This window comes from Aequorivita sp. IT1183, assembly GCF_058068265.1.
This window is the reverse complement of sequence record NZ_JBYRHS010000004.1, coordinates 274,908-291,052: the sequence shown is the minus strand read 5'-3', so window position 1 is coordinate 291,052 and position 16,145 is coordinate 274,908. Positions and strand designations below refer to the sequence as shown.

At 38.2% G+C, this 16,145-nt stretch carries 20 protein-coding genes; 3 read left to right on the top strand and 17 right to left on the bottom strand.

From position 1 onward, the window contains the following. Positions 1-2: 2 nt before the first annotated feature. The 17 genes from rplE to rpsL form a co-directional block, all read right to left on the bottom strand. The gene (rplE, locus tag AC3RVF_RS09720; protein WP_489691450.1) at positions 3-554 is read right to left on the bottom strand and encodes a 50S ribosomal protein L5; all 552 of its coding nucleotides are present in this window, start codon (positions 552-554) and stop codon (positions 3-5) included. Between the two features lie 2 nt (positions 555-556). After that, positions 557-871 carry a 50S ribosomal protein L24 gene (gene rplX / locus AC3RVF_RS09715; RefSeq protein ID WP_489691449.1) on the bottom strand — a complete coding sequence of 105 codons (315 nt, stop codon included), beginning with the start codon at positions 869-871 and terminating at the stop codon, positions 557-559. 13 nt (positions 872-884) lie between these two features. Next, positions 885-1,253 (bottom strand): 50S ribosomal protein L14, encoded by a 369-nt coding sequence (gene rplN, locus AC3RVF_RS09710; RefSeq protein WP_489691448.1) that lies wholly within the window; start codon positions 1,251-1,253, stop codon positions 885-887. A gap of 2 nt (positions 1,254-1,255) precedes the next feature. Continuing rightward, on the bottom strand, positions 1,256-1,519 hold the full coding sequence (rpsQ, locus tag AC3RVF_RS09705; RefSeq protein WP_489691447.1) for a 30S ribosomal protein S17: 264 nt from the start codon (positions 1,517-1,519) through the stop codon (positions 1,256-1,258). Between the two features lie 15 nt (positions 1,520-1,534). Further along, entirely contained in the window at positions 1,535-1,726 is a 192-nt protein-coding gene (rpmC, locus tag AC3RVF_RS09700; protein ID WP_489691446.1) for a 50S ribosomal protein L29, read from the bottom strand. A gap of 11 nt (positions 1,727-1,737) precedes the next feature. Then, on the bottom strand, positions 1,738-2,157 hold the full coding sequence (gene rplP / locus AC3RVF_RS09695; RefSeq protein ID WP_489691445.1) for a 50S ribosomal protein L16: 420 nt from the start codon (positions 2,155-2,157) through the stop codon (positions 1,738-1,740). An 18-nt stretch (positions 2,158-2,175) separates the two neighbouring features. Next, positions 2,176-2,901 carry a 30S ribosomal protein S3 gene (gene rpsC, locus AC3RVF_RS09690; RefSeq protein ID WP_489691444.1) on the bottom strand — a complete coding sequence of 242 codons (726 nt, stop codon included), beginning with the start codon at positions 2,899-2,901 and terminating at the stop codon, positions 2,176-2,178. Positions 2,902-2,905: 4 nt separating this feature from the next. Then, positions 2,906-3,316, bottom strand: coding sequence for a 50S ribosomal protein L22 (rplV, locus tag AC3RVF_RS09685; RefSeq protein WP_489691443.1), 411 nt, complete (start codon positions 3,314-3,316; stop codon positions 2,906-2,908). A 6-nt stretch (positions 3,317-3,322) separates the two neighbouring features. Then, entirely contained in the window at positions 3,323-3,601 is a 279-nt protein-coding gene (gene rpsS / locus AC3RVF_RS09680; RefSeq protein WP_111880330.1) for a 30S ribosomal protein S19, read from the bottom strand. 3 nt (positions 3,602-3,604) lie between these two features. Further along, the gene (gene rplB, locus AC3RVF_RS09675) at positions 3,605-4,429 is read right to left on the bottom strand and encodes a 50S ribosomal protein L2 (RefSeq protein ID WP_489691442.1); all 825 of its coding nucleotides are present in this window, start codon (positions 4,427-4,429) and stop codon (positions 3,605-3,607) included. A 26-nt stretch (positions 4,430-4,455) separates the two neighbouring features. After that, a complete protein-coding gene (gene rplW / locus AC3RVF_RS09670) occupies positions 4,456-4,746 on the bottom strand; it encodes a 50S ribosomal protein L23 (RefSeq protein ID WP_045079239.1) in 291 nt (96 codons plus the stop codon). 7 nt (positions 4,747-4,753) lie between these two features. Beyond that, positions 4,754-5,383 carry a 50S ribosomal protein L4 gene (gene rplD, locus AC3RVF_RS09665; protein ID WP_489691441.1) on the bottom strand — a complete coding sequence of 210 codons (630 nt, stop codon included), beginning with the start codon at positions 5,381-5,383 and terminating at the stop codon, positions 4,754-4,756. Continuing rightward, complete coding sequence (rplC, locus tag AC3RVF_RS09660; protein WP_489691440.1) at positions 5,383-5,994, bottom strand: 50S ribosomal protein L3; 612 nt, start codon at positions 5,992-5,994, stop codon at positions 5,383-5,385. Before rplC ends, rplD begins: the two co-directional genes overlap by 1 nt. Before the next feature lie 214 nt (positions 5,995-6,208). Continuing rightward, a complete protein-coding gene (rpsJ, locus tag AC3RVF_RS09655) occupies positions 6,209-6,514 on the bottom strand; it encodes a 30S ribosomal protein S10 (protein ID WP_010181931.1) in 306 nt (101 codons plus the stop codon). A gap of 11 nt (positions 6,515-6,525) precedes the next feature. Next, a complete protein-coding gene (fusA, locus tag AC3RVF_RS09650) occupies positions 6,526-8,664 on the bottom strand; it encodes an elongation factor G (protein WP_489691439.1) in 2,139 nt (712 codons plus the stop codon). Positions 8,665-8,667: 3 nt separating this feature from the next. Beyond that, complete coding sequence (rpsG, locus tag AC3RVF_RS09645; protein ID WP_489691438.1) at positions 8,668-9,144, bottom strand: 30S ribosomal protein S7; 477 nt, start codon at positions 9,142-9,144, stop codon at positions 8,668-8,670. An 83-nt stretch (positions 9,145-9,227) separates the two neighbouring features. Beyond that, a complete protein-coding gene (rpsL, locus tag AC3RVF_RS09640; RefSeq protein ID WP_014782632.1) occupies positions 9,228-9,602 on the bottom strand; it encodes a 30S ribosomal protein S12 in 375 nt (124 codons plus the stop codon). 187 nt (positions 9,603-9,789) lie between these two features. Here rpsL and AC3RVF_RS09635 point away from each other — a divergent pair, with 187 nt between their 5' ends. The 3 genes from AC3RVF_RS09635 (at position 9,790) to AC3RVF_RS09625 (ending at position 16,130) form a co-directional block, all read left to right on the top strand. Then, positions 9,790-11,487 carry a POTRA domain-containing protein gene (locus tag AC3RVF_RS09635; protein ID WP_489691437.1) on the top strand — a complete coding sequence of 566 codons (1,698 nt, stop codon included), beginning with the start codon at positions 9,790-9,792 and terminating at the stop codon, positions 11,485-11,487. A gap of 120 nt (positions 11,488-11,607) precedes the next feature. Further along, the gene (locus AC3RVF_RS09630) at positions 11,608-14,670 is read left to right on the top strand and encodes a SusC/RagA family TonB-linked outer membrane protein (protein WP_489691436.1); all 3,063 of its coding nucleotides are present in this window, start codon (positions 11,608-11,610) and stop codon (positions 14,668-14,670) included. Positions 14,671-14,690: 20 nt separating this feature from the next. Next, positions 14,691-16,130, top strand: a complete 1,440-nt coding sequence (locus tag AC3RVF_RS09625; RefSeq protein ID WP_489691435.1) for a RagB/SusD family nutrient uptake outer membrane protein — start codon at positions 14,691-14,693, stop codon at positions 16,128-16,130. Positions 16,131-16,145 lie beyond the last annotated feature (15 nt).

Sequence of the window (16,145 nt, the reverse complement as noted above, 5' to 3'; positions counted from 1 at the left end):
ACTTAGTTCTTTTTAAAGGGTAGACCCAATTCTTGTAATAATGATTTCGCTTCTTTATCGGTAGCAGCTGTAGTAATGAACGTAATGTTCATTCCTTCAATTTTCTTCACTTTATCGATATCGATTTCTGGGAAGATAATTTGCTCGGTAACGCCTAAAGAGTAATTTCCTCTTCCGTCAAAACCGGTTGCTTTAATTCCGTTAAAGTCACGTACCCTTGGCAATGCAGAAGTAACTAATCTATCTAAAAATTCGTACATACGCTCTCCACGCAACGTAACTTTCACACCAATTGGCATGCCTTTACGAAGTTTGAAGTTTGCAACATCCTTTTTAGAGTTAGTTGAAACCGCTTTTTGCCCGGTTATCTTTGTAAACTCATCAACCGAATAGTCAATAAGTTTCTTGTCTGCTACTGCTGCACCCACACCGCGGGAAACAACAATACGCTCCAATTTTGGTACTTGCATGACGTTTTTGTAACCAAATTCGTCTGTGAGTGCGTTAACCACTCTGCCTCTGTACTCTTCTTTAAGTCTTGGTAAATATGCCATAACTATATTACTTGATTCGATTGTTTTGAAAACCGTACTTTTTTACCATCTTCAGTTTTATACCCTACACGTGTAGCTTTTCCAGATTTTGGATCAACCAATGAAAGGTTTGAAATATGGATAGGAGCTTCTTTTTTCACGATTCCACCCTGTGGGTTTTTCGCGCTTGGTTTCTCATGTTTTGAAACCATATTAACTCCCTCTACGATTGCTTTGTTTTTGTCAAGGATAACTTTCATTACCTTACCTTCAGAACCTTTGTGGTCTCCGGCAGTAACTACTACTGTATCTCCTGATTTTATTTTAAGCTTTGCCATCTTAGTTTTCATATTAAAGCACCTCTGGTGCCAATGATACTATTTTCATAAATTGTCTATCACGAAGTTCTCTTGCTACAGGTCCAAAAACACGCGTTCCTCTCATTTCACCTTGTGGGTTTAAAAGCACACAAGCGTTATCGTCGAAACGGATGTAAGATCCATCAGGTCTTCTTATCTCTTTAGCAGTACGTACTACTACTGCTGTAGAAACTGCTCCTTTCTTAATGCTTCCGTTTGGTGTTGCTTCTTTAACAGAAACTACTATTTTATCACCAATCGAAGCATACCTTCTTTTTGTACCGCCCAATACGCGGATGCAAAGAACTTCTTTAGCACCGGTATTATCTGCGACTTTGAGTCTTGATTCTTGTTGTAACATAACTACTTCGCTCTTTCAATTATTTCTACTAATCTCCAACATTTAGTTTTACTTAAAGGGCGTGTTTCCATGATCCTTACTGTATCTCCTTCGTTGCAGTTGTTTGTCTCGTCGTGTGCTACGTATTTTTTCGTTTTCAAAACGAACTTTCCGTACATTGGGTGTTTTACTTTTTTAACCTCTGCAACTACAATGGACTTATCCATTTTGTTACTGGTTACAACACCAACACGTTCTTTTCTTAAGTTTCTTTTAATTTCTTCCATCTTTCAGCTGTACAATTACTGCACTTCTCTATTAGTTAGTTCCGTCGCTATTCTTGCTATCACCCTTCTCTGGGATCTTAGTTGAACTGGATTTTCCAACGGTGAAATGGTATGAGCCATTTTAAGGTCTGAATAAGCCTTCCTAGATTCAGCGAATGCTTCCTGAAGTTCTGCCGTTGATGCTTTCTTAATTTCTGATTGTTTCATCGTTCAAAAAATTATGCTTGGAAATCCCGAGACATTACAAATTTAGTTTTTACTGGAAGCTTTTGAGCCGCAAGGCGCAATGCTTCTTTTGCTGTTTCAACAGTAACACCAGATACTTCGAAAAGCATTCTTCCTGGTTTTACCACAGCAGCGTAATATTCCACAGCACCTTTACCTTTACCCATACGTACTTCAAGAGGTTTCTTGGTGATTGGTTTATCTGGAAAAATCATAATCCAGATAGAACCTTCTCTCTTCATAAAACGGGTTGCAGCGATACGTGCAGCTTCTATTTGTCTTGCTGTAAGAAATTCTGATTCCAACGATTTTATACCGAAGGTTCCGTACGCTAACTGAGTGCCACGTCCGGCATCGCCTTTCATACGACCTTTCATTTGCTTACGGTACTTTGTTCTTTTAGGTTGTAACATTTTCTTTTATTTAAAAAATTACTTTCTGCGACGTGCTTTGTTGCCACCGCGTCCTGGAGCTCCTTTGCCACCACTCTTTTTGCCAGTCGATAAACCAACAAGTGGGGAAAGTTCTCTCTTTCCATATACTTCACCTTTCATAATCCATACTTTAACACCCAATCTACCATAAGTAGTGTGTGCCTCAACTAAAGCGTAGTCAATATCGGCTCTAAAAGTTGATAAAGGAATACGACCCTCTTTATAAGATTCTGAACGTGCCATTTCAGCACCATTCAAACGTCCTGAGATTTGAACTTTAATACCTTCAGCATTCATTCGCATTGTTGCCGCAATTGCCATTTTAATAGCACGACGGTATGAAATACGACTTTCAATTTGGCGTGCAATACTTGCAGCTACCAAAAATGCATCAAGTTCAGGTCTTTTAATCTCGTGGATGTTGATCTGTACTTCTTTATCTGTAATTTTTTTAAGCTCTTCTTTTAGCTTGTCTACTTCCTGGCCACCTTTACCGATTATGATACCGGGACGGGCAGTGGTTATAGTAACGGTTACAAGCTTAAGCGTACGCTCAATAATTACTCTACTCACACTAGCTTTACTTAAACGAGCGTGGATATACTTCCTGATCTTGTCGTCTTCGGCTAATTTATCGCCGTAGTCGTTGCCTCCGTACCAGTTGGATTCCCAACCTCTAATGATACCTAAGCGATTCCCGATTGGATTTGTCTTCTGTCCCATTTAGTTATTTGCTTTGTGTGTTATCGTTAGCTGCCAATACCAGTGTTACGTGGTTGGAGCGCTTTCTAATTCTGTGTGCGCGGCCTTGCGGTGCTGGTCTAAGTCTTTTCAACATTGTTCCACCATCCACACGGATTTCCTTAACAAAAAGATCTGCATCTTCTATTGAAGCGTCTTCGTTTTTTTGTTGCCAGTTATTGATGGCAGACAAAAGTAGTTTCTCCAATTTACGTGAAGATTCTTTTGAACTAAACTTCAAAATGTTAAGTGCTTTATCTATTTTCTCACCACGTACCAAGTCTGCCATTAAACGCATCTTTCTTGGTGAAGTGGGGCAATTATTCAATTTAGCTAAGTAGATAGTCTTCTTAGCTTCCTTGATTGCATCTGCTCTTTCTCTTTTACGAACTCCCATGGCCTCTTATTTTTTACCTTTGTTTTTAGCACCTGCGTGACCACGGAATGATCTTGTAGGTGAAAATTCTCCTAGTTTATGCCCAACCATGTTTTCTGTAACATATACAGGAACAAATTGGCGTCCATTATGTACTGCGATGGTTTGGCCAACAAAATCTGGTGTGATCATAGAAGCACGTGACCAAGTTTTGATTACGGTCTTCTTATTATCATCAACGTTTTGTTGAACTTTCTTGTCTAGTTTGTAATGAACGAACGGTCCTTTTTTTAACGATCTTGCCATAACTTATTTCTTTCTTCGTTCTAAGATATATTTATTACTCGCTTTCGTTTTAGTACGGGTTCTGTAACCTTTAGCAGGTATACCTTTTCTAGAACGTGGGTGACCTCCAGAAGATTTACCTTCACCACCACCCATTGGGTGATCGACTGGGTTCATCACTACTGGTCTTGTACGTGGTCTTCTACCCAACCATCTACTTCTACCAGCTTTACCAGAAACTAACAATTGGTGATCACTGTTTGATACGGCACCAATGGTAGCCATACAGTTTACCAAAATTAATCGGGTTTCGCCTGAAGGAAGTTTAACGGTAGCATATTTTCCATCACGAGCCATAAGCTGTGCGAAAGCACCAGCACTACGAGCCATAATAGCTCCTTGACCGGGACGAAGCTCGATGCAAGAAATAATAGTACCTAATGGAATAGCTGAAAGAGACATTGCGTTTCCAATCTCGGGAGCAATTGCATCACCTGAAAGGATATTCTGCCCAACTTGTAGTCCGTTTTGTGCAATTACATATCGCTTCTCACCATCTTGATAGTTTAAAAGTGCGATAAATGCTGTACGGTTTGGATCGTATTGAATACTAGCAACTGTAGCAGGAACTCCTACTTTGTCGCGTTTAAAATCGATAATTCGATATTTTTTCTTATGACCACCACCTATGTAGCGCATGGTCATTTTACCTGTACTGTTTCGACCACCAGATCGTTTGTTCGGAGCAAGTAAAGACTTCTCCGGCTTATCAGTTGTAATGGCGTCGAAACCATTTACAACTCTAAAACGCTGACCTGGGGTGATTGGTTTTAATTTTCTTACTGACATTTTTGTCTGATTAAATCTAAGTTACCTTAGATGTTGCTGTAAAAATCTATTGTATCACCTTCCGCCACCTGTACGATTGCTTTTTTGTAAGCATTCGTTTTACCAGTTTGGACACCTGTTTTTGTATAACGGGTCTTCCTATCAGGGCGGACATTCATTGTGCGAACTTTTTCAACAGAAACTCCGTAAGCAGCTTCCACCGCTTTCTTGATTTCTACCTTATTCGCCTTTGGGTTCACTACAAAGCCAAAAACATTTTTGTCTTCAGCGTCTTTAGTAGCTTTTTCCGTAATTATAGGTTTAATTAAGATGTTCATCTTGTTTCTATTTACTTAAGTTTGTTTCAATTCCTTCCAAAGAACCTTCAAACAGCACTAAACTGTTTGCATTCATAATTTTGTAAGTACTTAATTGTGAGTTAGTTATAACTTCAGTACCTTTCAAATTGCGAGAGGACAAATATACATTATTATTTAAATCTCCCAACACAAATAAAGATTTTTTGTCATCAAGTCCTAAACTCTTCAAAACCGCGGTAAAATTCTTGGTTTTTGGAGCGTCAAAAGTAAGGTCTTCTAGTACAAAAATAGCTTTCTTATTCGCCTTCATCGTTAAGGCAGATTTACGTGCCAAACGCTTAAGGTTTTTGTTCAATTTAAAGGAGTAATTGCGTGGACGAGGTCCAAACATTCTACCACCACCTCTAAATACACCAGACTTGATGCTACCCGCACGGGCAGTACCAGTTCCTTTTTGCTTCTTTATTTTTCTGGTAGAACCAGAAATCTCAGCACGTTCCTTTGCTTTGTGAGTTCCTTGTCTTTGATTGGCAAGGTATTGTTTCACATCAAGGTAAACAGCGTGATTGTTAGGCTCTATTCCGAACACATCTGCAGAAAGTTCAACTTTCCGGCCTGTGTCTTTTCCGTTTATATCTAGTACAGCTACCTTCATTATTTCTCGATCATTACATAAGCGTTTTTATGGCCAGGAATTGCTCCTTTAACCACAAGTAGATTCTTTTCAGGAACTACTTTCAAAACTCTTAAATTTTCAACTTTTACTCTCTCGTTGCCCATTTGACCCGCCATACGCATTCCTTTGAATACTCTCGCAGGATAAGATGCAGCTCCAATAGATCCTGGTGCACGCAAACGGTTGTGCTGACCGTGTGTGGCTTGACCAACACCAGCAAAACCATGACGTTTTACAACCCCTTGAAAACCTTTACCTTTAGAAGTACCCGCGATATCCACGAATTCACCTTCAATAAAGTGTTCCACAGTAATTGTGTCACCTAATTTGTATTTTTCTTCAAATCCTTGGAATTCAACGACTTTGCGTTTTGCAACGGTTCCTGCTTTTTTAGCGTGCCCTTCAGCAGCTTTAGTAGCAGTCTTCTTGTCATCGAAACCAAGTTGAAGAGCATTGTACCCGTCAACCTCTATGGTTCTGACTTGGGTGACAACACAGGGTCCTGCCTCAATAACGGTACACGGAATATTCTTTCCGTTCTCGTCAAAGATGCTGGTCATCCCTATCTTTCTTCCAATTAACCCAGACATATTTAATTATTTATTGATTATTACTAATATTTATTTGAATTGCGATAAATCGCGATATTCTATTCAAAGCAAACGGGATCAAAATAAATTCGATCCCGAATGTTACTTTGTTTACCGTTTTTCCCCAACCATCGTTGAGGACATTTTCATACCTGCGCAAGCAGGCATCTCATGACAATAACTTACCTCATGAGATTCCCGCCTTCGCAGGAAATTATACTTTAATCTCTACTTCTACACCACTTGGCAACTCTAATTTCATTAGAGCGTCAATTGTTTTTGAAGAAGAACTGTAAATATCCAATAGTCTTTTGTAAGAACTTAATTGGAATTGCTCACGACTCTTCTTGTTAACGTGTGGAGAACGTAATACTGTAAAGATTTTTTTGTGTGTTGGTAAAGGAATTGGTCCTGTTACTACAGCACCAGTACTCTTTACGGTCTTAACGATTTTTTCAGCAGATTTGTCCACCAAATTGTGATCGTAAGATTTTAGTTTTATTCTTATTTTTTGACTCATAGCTGAAATTATTAATCGTTTGAGGTCCCTCTTGCTTTTGCGATAACATCTTCAGAAATATTTGAAGGTGTTTGCGCATAATGTGAAAATTCCATTGTTGAAGTAGCACGACCTGAAGACAATGTTCTTAAAGTGGTTACATAACCAAACATTTCAGAAAGTGGCACTTCACCTTTAATTACTTTTGCGCCTGCACGGTCACCCATATTAGTGATTGTTCCACGACGACGGTTAAGGTCACCAACAATATCACCCATGTTTTCTTCCGGTGTAATTACCTCTATTTTCATAATAGGCTCCATAATTACAGCTCCTGCTTTTTTGGCAACTTCTTTGAAACCAATTTTAGCAGCAAGCTCAAAAGACAATGCATCAGAATCCACAGGGTGGAAAGATCCATCTTTTAAAGTAACCTTCATACTATCTACTTCGAAACCTGCAAGTGGGCCATTGACCATTGCTTGTTTGAATCCTTTTTCAACAGAAGGAATAAATTCCTTAGGAACGTTACCACCTTTTACAGCGTTAACAAATATAAGTCCTTCTTTAGGATCTTCTTCATCTACAGGACCTAAAGTAAATACGATATCGGCAAATTTACCACGACCACCAGATTGTTTTTTGTAAACTTCTCTGTGATCTGCAGTTTTTGTTACCGCTTCTTTATACTCAACCTGAGGTTGACCTTGGTTAACTTCTACCTTAAATTCGCGACGTAAACGGTCAACGATAATATCTAAGTGAAGTTCGCCCATTCCAGAAATAATAGTTTGTCCAGAAGCTTCGTCTGTACGTACTTGGAATGTAGGATCTTCTTCGGCAAGTTTTGATAATGCCATTCCTAATTTATCAACATCCGCCTTTGTTTTAGGCTCTACCGCGATACCAATTACTGGATCGGGAAAGTCCATACTTTCTAAAACAATTGGGTGTTTTTCATCAGACATAGTATCACCAGTCTTAATATCTTTAAATCCAACTGCTGCTCCAATATCTCCAGCTTCGATAAAATCGATAGCGTTTTGTTTGTTAGAGTGCATTTGGTAGATACGAGAAATACGTTCTTTTTTTCCTGAACGGTTGTTCAAGATATATGAACCTGCATCCAAACGACCAGAATAAACACGGAAGAATGCCAAGCGACCTACGAAAGGATCTGTAGCAATCTTAAAAGCTAATGCTGCAAAAGGAGCAGTTACATCTGGCTTACGAATTTCTTCTTTTTCAGTATCAGGATTAATTCCTATAATACCTTCTTTGTCTGTTGGAGCTGGTAAATAACGACATACAGCATCTAAAAGAAACTGAACACCTTTATTCTTAAATGAAGAACCACATACCATTGGGATGATACTCATATCCATTACAGCAGCACGAAGCGCAGCGTGGATTTCATCCTCGGTAATGGAATTTTCATCTTCCATATATTTTTCAAGCAGGTTTTCATCGTAAGCGGCAACTTCTTCAATAAGTTTACCTCTTAGCATTTTCGACTCTGCTTTTAATTCTTCAGGGATATCAATAACGTCAAAAGTTGCACCAAATGAATCATCGTGAAAGATGACAGCACGGTTCTTAACCAAATCAACAATTCCTTTAAAATTTTCCTCATCACCAATATTCAATACAATTGGCACTGCATTGCTACCCAACATGTCTTTAACCTGTTGGCAAACTTCTAAAAAGTTTGCACCCTGACGGTCCATTTTATTTACGAAACCAATACGCGGCACCTTATAGTTATCAGCAAGTCTCCAGTTAGTTTCAGATTGTGGCTCTACACCATCTACTGCACTAAAAAGGAACACCAAACCATCAAGTACTCTAAGCGAGCGGTTTACCTCTACGGTAAAATCTACGTGACCAGGAGTGTCAATAATATTAAAGTTGTATTCTTTTGTTTCAGGCAAAACTTCAGCGTTTTCCATTGGAAACTTCCAAGTACAAGTTGTAGCAGCTGAAGTAATGGTAATACCACGCTCCTGCTCTTGCTCCATCCAGTCCATTGTTGCAGCTCCATCGTGAACCTCACCAAGTTTATGGCTTACCCCAGTATAAAAAAGGATTCGCTCTGTAGTTGTGGTTTTACCCGCATCAATATGCGCAGCAATCCCGATATTTCTTGTGTATTTTAAATCTCTTTGTGCCATTTTTTAGAATCTGAAATGTGAGAATGCTTTGTTAGCTTCTGCCATTTTGTGAGTGTCCATACGTTTCTTAACAGCAGCGCCTTCTTCTTTAGCAGCAGCAAGAATCTCACCTGCTAATTTTGCAGCCATGGATTTCTCGTTTCTTTTTCTTGAATAGGTAATCAACCATTTCATTGCAGTTGCAATTTTACGGTCTGGACGTATTTGATTTGGAATTTGGAAGGTTGCCCCACCAACTCTACGGCTACGTACCTCTACGTGAGGCATAACATTAGAAAGTGCATCTTTCCATAGCTCCAATGCAGTTTTTTCGTCGTCTGGTTTCTTTTCATCTACAATGTCAATTGCATCATAGAAAACTTTGAAAGCCACACTCTTTTTCCCATCCCACATCATGTTGTTTACGAAACGTGTAACCAACTGGTCGTTAAACCTTGGATCTGGTAAAAGCGGTCTTTTTTTGGCCTGTCTTTTTCTCATTTGTTGTTTTGTTATAGCTAAACGTTAATTAAAACAAACGTTTAACCCGTTTTCATTTTTACTGAACGCAATCTATTGCGTTCCTACTTTTTAGGGCGTTTTGCTCCGTACTTAGATCTACGTTGTGTGCGGCCTGCAACACCAGCGGTGTCTAATGCTCCACGAACAATGTGATACCTAACTCCTGGCAAATCTTTTACCCTTCCACCTCTAACCAATACTATCGAGTGCTCTTGGAGATTGTGACCTTCGCCTGGGATGTATGCGTTTACTTCCTTACCATTTGTAAGCCTAACCCTTGCTACTTTACGCATAGCAGAGTTTGGTTTTTTAGGTGTAGTAGTATATACACGCGTACAAACACCACGACGTTGTGGGCACGAATCCAAAGCAACCGATTTACTCTTCTTGGTTATTTTGGTCCTTCCTTTACGTACTAATTGTGAAATTGTTGGCATATAAAATATGTATTATTAATGTTTAAAAATAAAACACCCCTATTTTTAGGGGATGCAAATGTAGAATAATTATTTAACTAATCAAACCATACTGAATTAATTTTCAGCACTCTTTCATTATTTTTTTAATTTGAATATGAAATGGCAAGTTGAAACGTTAGATTTACAACGTTAATTTATTCGCTTTTTGAAAAAATATCTTGCACTTTTCTTTTTCCTTAATATGTATACCTGTTTTTTCTACGGAATACAAGCACAGGAACTATACCTTACTATAAAGGCTGAAAAACCAATTCCCGATGGCATTACCGATTCCTTGCAAATGCAAACTTCTTTCAAGAATTTTCTATTGCTAAAAAGTGAAACCGATACTCTGCATTTAAAACTACAGCGCATGGGCTACATTGAAAGTGAATTGCTTCAATTGCAAAAAGAAAATGACAGCAGCTACATCGCAGACTTCTTCCTCGGAAAAAAATACAAAGAACTAAAAATTTTCTATTCCGAAGATGATTTCACCAAAAAAGAACTTCAGCGCGTTTCTTCAATAATTGAGGACTCCACTTTCATGCTACCTTTTGAAACCATTCCGGCTTCGTTAAAAAAACTTACAGCACTGCGCAACCAAAAAGGAAATGCTTTTGCACGTGTAAAATTGGCCGAATTTGAAAAAGACGAAGTCGGCAATTTGAGCGCAACACTTTTTATTGACAACGGAAACATTCGCACGGTAGATTCAATTGTGTTGAAGGGTTACGAAAAATTTCCGAAATCATTTCTTAAATATTATGCCGGTGTTCGTAAAGGAAAAACATTCAATCAGAAAAAATTGGTAACGCAAAATGAAAATTTAAACAGTCTTGGTTTTGTTTCAACAGTTAAACCACCCGAAGCGTTGTTCAGAAAAGACAGCACTACAGTGTATTTTTATTTGGAAAAACAAAATAATAATCTTTTTGACGGCATATTGGGTTTTGCTACTGACGAGAAAAGTCAAAAACTATCATTTAACGGCTACTTGAATTTAGAACTTAATAATAACTTAAATTATGGAGAGCAGTTTTTGATTAACTACAAAGCAGATGGCCAAGAGCAAGTAAATTTTAGAACCAAGCTTACACTCCCCTATCTTTTTAGCACACCATTTGGACTGAGTGGAGAATTAATGATCTTTAAAAGAGATAGCACTTTTATAACTACAGAGCAACAAGTGCGTACTTCGTACCAAATAAACCCAAAATCTATTGTATATATTGGCTACAAAGGTTTCGAATCAAGCAATCTATTAGATGAAGCTGTTGCAGGAATACCCATAGAAGATTTTACTTCTCGCTTTTTTATTATGGGCGGGAGTTATAAAAAGTCTCAAAACCGAAAACTGTTCCCAATAAAAACAGCAATTTATCTGGACATGGGTATAGGTTCCCGCAAAAAAGAAAGCAAATCTGAGAGCCAATTGGGGTTTGAATCTGTGATAAATAACATCTTTAACTTAAATTACCGAAACTCAATATTTGTGCAAAATAGTACGAGCGTCCTGTTTAGCGACACCTATTTAGTTAATGAATTGTTCCGCTTTGGAGGCATAAACAGTATTCGCGGTTTTGACGAGAATAGTATTGACGCTTCACTTTTTTCAGTTTTGAATACTGAATACCGCTATCAATTTAATGATGGCGTATATCTACACAGTATAATAGATCTTGGTTATTTCGAAAATCAAACAATTATGATAAAGGAGAAATTATATAGCTTTGGACTGGGTCTAGGACTAAATACTAAGGCTGGTATCTTCCGCTTCAATATTGCCAATGGGAATAGGCAGAATGCGGACTTCAACTTTTCAAACACCAAAATACACATCAGTATTTCATCAAAATTTTAACATTTCGTTCAATAAAACTACAATACCTCTTAAATAAACCCAAAAATTGGGAGCAAATACTTGTGTAATTAACTTTTTATTGTGATTTTTGCCGTTGGCTAATTCAAATAATCTATAAAAATGAGAACAAAGTTTAGTGGAATTTTAACGCTAGTATTAGCGTTAGTTGTGCAGCTTACCTTCGCGCAGCAAAAAACTATTACAGGTACGGTGACGGACGACACAGGTCTGCCATTGCCTGGTGCAAACGTTATAATCAAGGGGACAAACACTGGTACACAGTCAGATTTTGATGGAAATTATTCCATTTCTGCTAGTGTGGGCCAGACGCTTACCTTTAGTTATGTAGGTTTTGACACCAAGGAAGTAAAAGTAGGTGCCCAAAATAAAATTGACATGAACCTTCAACCAGGTGAAAGCTTGAATGAGGTTGTTGTTACTGGGTATTCTACAAGGAACCAAACGGTACAGACTTCGGCAGTAGTGTCGATTTCCGCATCAGAACTTGCGCTAATGGCGCCAACTACCAGTATTGACAATATGCTGCAAGGTAAAGCGGCCGGGGTACAGGTAACTGCTGCTAACGGTAAGCCAGGTCAAGGAGCTTTTGTTCGTATTCGTGGAACAGGATCTCTTGTTGCCGGTGCATCTTCTCCACTATATATTGTGGATGGATCGCCTATTAGAGAGGAAGATCTTTCTAATATCCCAAATGAGGATATTGAAAACATTACAATCCTAAAAGATGCAGCCACCACTGCTCGTTACGGTTCACGTGGAGCTAACGGTGTGGTTGTAATTACAACTAAAAATGGTAATCGTAACAAAGATGCTGTAATTCGTTTCAGCTCTCGTTATGGTACATCTTCATACATCGATCCGAATTATACAATGATGAATGCTTCGGAAAAAATGCAGTATGAAGCTGAATTGTATGCTTTAGGTGTTACAGGCGCTGCAGGTACTCCTGGAGTAACTACACAACCTGGATCTATAGAGCGTCAAATGCTTTTAGATAGAGAAGTAGATTGGGAAGATATTATTTTGAAAGATGGTATTATCCAAAACAACAGTGTTTCCGTTTCTGGTGGTGCTGAAAAAATGGATTATTACTTCTCTGTATCAAATGATAGAAACACAGGTATTATTGACAATATTGATGGTTTTGAAAGATTAGGTACACGTTTGAACGTTAATTTCGACGCAAAAGAATGGCTTACTGTAGGTGTAAACGTAGGATACTCTAGATCTATGAGCGATGAGCCAAGAGATAGAAACAATACGCAAAACCCTTTTAGAGGTATGCTTGATTACAACGCTTACGAAACTGAATTCCTTTTAAATGATGACGGAACTACTCAGTTAGATGACAACGGTAATCCTATCTACAACCCAACACATACTGGATTTCCTATCCGTGGAGCACTTTTAAGTGAGCCGAGTGAAGATATTGAAAACACCACTATTGGTAGTGTAGACGCTTTAGTAACCTTTAGCAAAAACTGGAGTTATGGCTTTAATGTAGCTGTAAACTGGGGAGCTACAAGAAGAGAAAGCTATTCTAAACCAGGAGGTATTTTAGATATCATTCTAAATGGTTCTCCAACTGGTAACAAATTTGATGATCAACAACACAGATTAGACTTTACGGTAAGTAACCGTTTAATGTACAATTTAAATAAGAACAACCACAACTTAAATGTTTTGGGTCTTTATGAATATAACATGAACGAGTTTAATCGTCAGTTTGTTAGAAGTAAAGGTTTTCCTTCAGCATTATTGACTACTCAAGCTAACGCATCTGAACTTAACGATGGTTTTACAAGTAGAACTAGATTAACTTTAGTTTCTTATGGTGCTTTTGCTGATTACGATTTCAAAGAGAAATATTTACTTTCTGCTTCTGTACGTCGTGATGGATCGTCTAACTTCGGTACTGATGTAAGATTTGGTACTTTCTATAGTGGAAGTGCTGGTTGGAACATTGCAAAAGAAGATTTCTTTGGTATTGATGCAGTAAACGATTTAAAAATTAGAGCTGCTTATGGTACTGTTGGTAACAGAAATGGTATCGGTAGATACGCATCTCAAGGTACAGTAGGTTTCGATTCTTATCCAGGTGGATCTAGTACAATTCCTACACGTGTAGCTAACCCAGAATTACAATGGGAAACTACTGAAACTTATAATGTGGGTGTAGAACTTAACATGTATAACAACAGAGTTCGTTTAGTTTCTGATTACTTCATCAGAAATACAACAGATTTGCTTTTCCCTATCCCAACTGCTTATGAAGCAGGAGTAGGTTCAATCGCAGGTAACTTAGGTGAGATTCAGAATAAAGGTCTTGAAATTTCGTTACAAGCTGATGTTTTCCGCAGTCCTGATTTCACTTGGACTTTAGGTGGAAATATCATATTCTTGGATACAGAAGTTGTTGCTCTTCCAGAAGGGGAAGACGTAACACCAAATGCATTTTTCATTCGCTACCAAGAAGGTCGTAAAATTAACGAACATTTCTTAGTACGTTATGCTGGTGTAGATCCTGCAACTGGTAGAGGTTTATTCTACGGAGCTGATGGAAATACTTACTTTGCCGATGATTTACCAACGGATGAAAATGACAATCGTGTTTTCCAAGGAAAATCTACAATTGCAGACAAAGAAGGAGGATTCTTTTCCAACATTGTTTACAAAGGATTTGGACTTCGTACAGATTTCGTTTTCAAAGCAGGAAACTGGATTAATAACTTTGTACGTTCTGACCGTGAATCTGATGGTTTAGCTATCACAGATAATCAATCAACAAACGCGTTTAACTACTGGCAACAACCTGGAGACACAGGAGTGCTTCCAAGCCCTATCTATGCCACTACAGATGCATCTGTTATGGGCAATTCTGACAGATGGTTAGAAAAAGGAGATTACATACGTATGCGTAACGTAACTCTTTCTTATACATTCCCAAGCAAGACCTTAGAGAACACAGCAATTAGTTCACTTAGAATTTATGCTCAAGGACAAAACTTGTTGACATTTACTAAATTTTGGGGAGATCCTGAAGTAGGTCTTTCTTCTGGAGAAACCATTTCATTCGCAAATGTTGTTGCTCCTGGTGAAGCTACTTTATATAGTTACCCAAATACCAAGTCATTTCAAGTTGGATTGGATGTTAGTTTCTAATTTTAAAAAAAATTGATACAATGAAAAAAATAATTTATAAAATAACAGTTTTAGCTCTAATCGTAGGTGGATTTGCATCTTGCGATAGCGAACTAGATCAAGTACCATTCGATGAATTTGGTACTGAAAATGCTTACGTTACTGCAGCAGATTTTGAAAACGCTGTTCGTGGTGTATACGCATCCTTAACTTCTGCGTCTGTTTATGGAGGTAGTGATGCTGGTGGTATGTTAGATGCTCCAGATGTACTTTCAGACAACGTTACTTTTGCACAAAAAGGACGTGGAACTAGAAGAACATTGCATAACTGGCAGTATGGCGCTTCTGATGCACCTATGGGTGGATTATATCAGGTTGCTTACACGCTAATTTACCGTGCAAATATTCTTCTTGCAGCAAGTGAAAATTTTGAAGGAGAAAATAAAGCAAATATTGTAGCTGAAGCAAAAGCTTTAAGAGCATTGGCACATTTTAACATTATAACTTACTTCGGAAAAATCCCTACGCAATCAGGAGATGCAAACGGAAGTTTAGGTATAGCTTATATGTCCGAACCAGAACCATTAGCAGAACCTGCAAGAGAAACTGTAGGTGCTGTTTATGACAAAGTGATATTAGATTTAAAAGATGCGGCGGCTAACATCAATGCAACTAATGGAGCAGGACGTATGGGTAAAGATGCTGTAAATGTTCTATTATCTAGAGTTTACCTTTATATGGGTCAATGGCAGAATTCAATAAATGCAGCAAACCAAGTAACAAAAGCTATCGCTCCACGTGCAGATGTAGTTGGTGTTTGGGAAGATGCTAACCAAAGCGGTCTTACATTTTATATTCCTGTTAACCCACCTGTATTAAGTAATACAATTGGAGTTACATGGAGCCAAGGTGGTAATACCAACCTTATTCCAGAATATGTTGTTTCGTTTGAATTATATAACCTTTTTGCTGATGATGATATCCGTAAAGCTGCATATACTTTTCAAGCAACAAACAATAACGATGGCTTAGCTTTTAATGCAATCAAAAAGTTATACAAAAGAGGACCTAGTGGTGCTCCTGGATTAGTGGATATTAAAATATTCCGCGCAGCTGAAGCTTCTTTAAACAAAGCTGAAGCATTATATAACTTAGGCCAAGAAGGTCCTGCTAGAACTGCTCTTGATGCTGTAAGAACAAAACGCTACACTTCTCCTCCAAGTGGAGAAACTGGAACTGCGCTTCGTGATGCAATTCGTTTAGAAAGAAGGTTAGAATTTGCTTTTGAATCTCAAAGGTTCTTCGACCTAAAAAGATGGGGACAACCAGTAGAACGTGAAAGTTTTGGTGATTTAGCTGATGGTTCAGGAACTGCTTCAGATCAGTTAGCTTTACCAGCAAACAGCAATAAATTTCAATTGCCAATACCACAAACTGCTTTGGATTTAAATCCAAACTTATCACAAAACCCTGGGTATTAATAATTTCTAAAATCT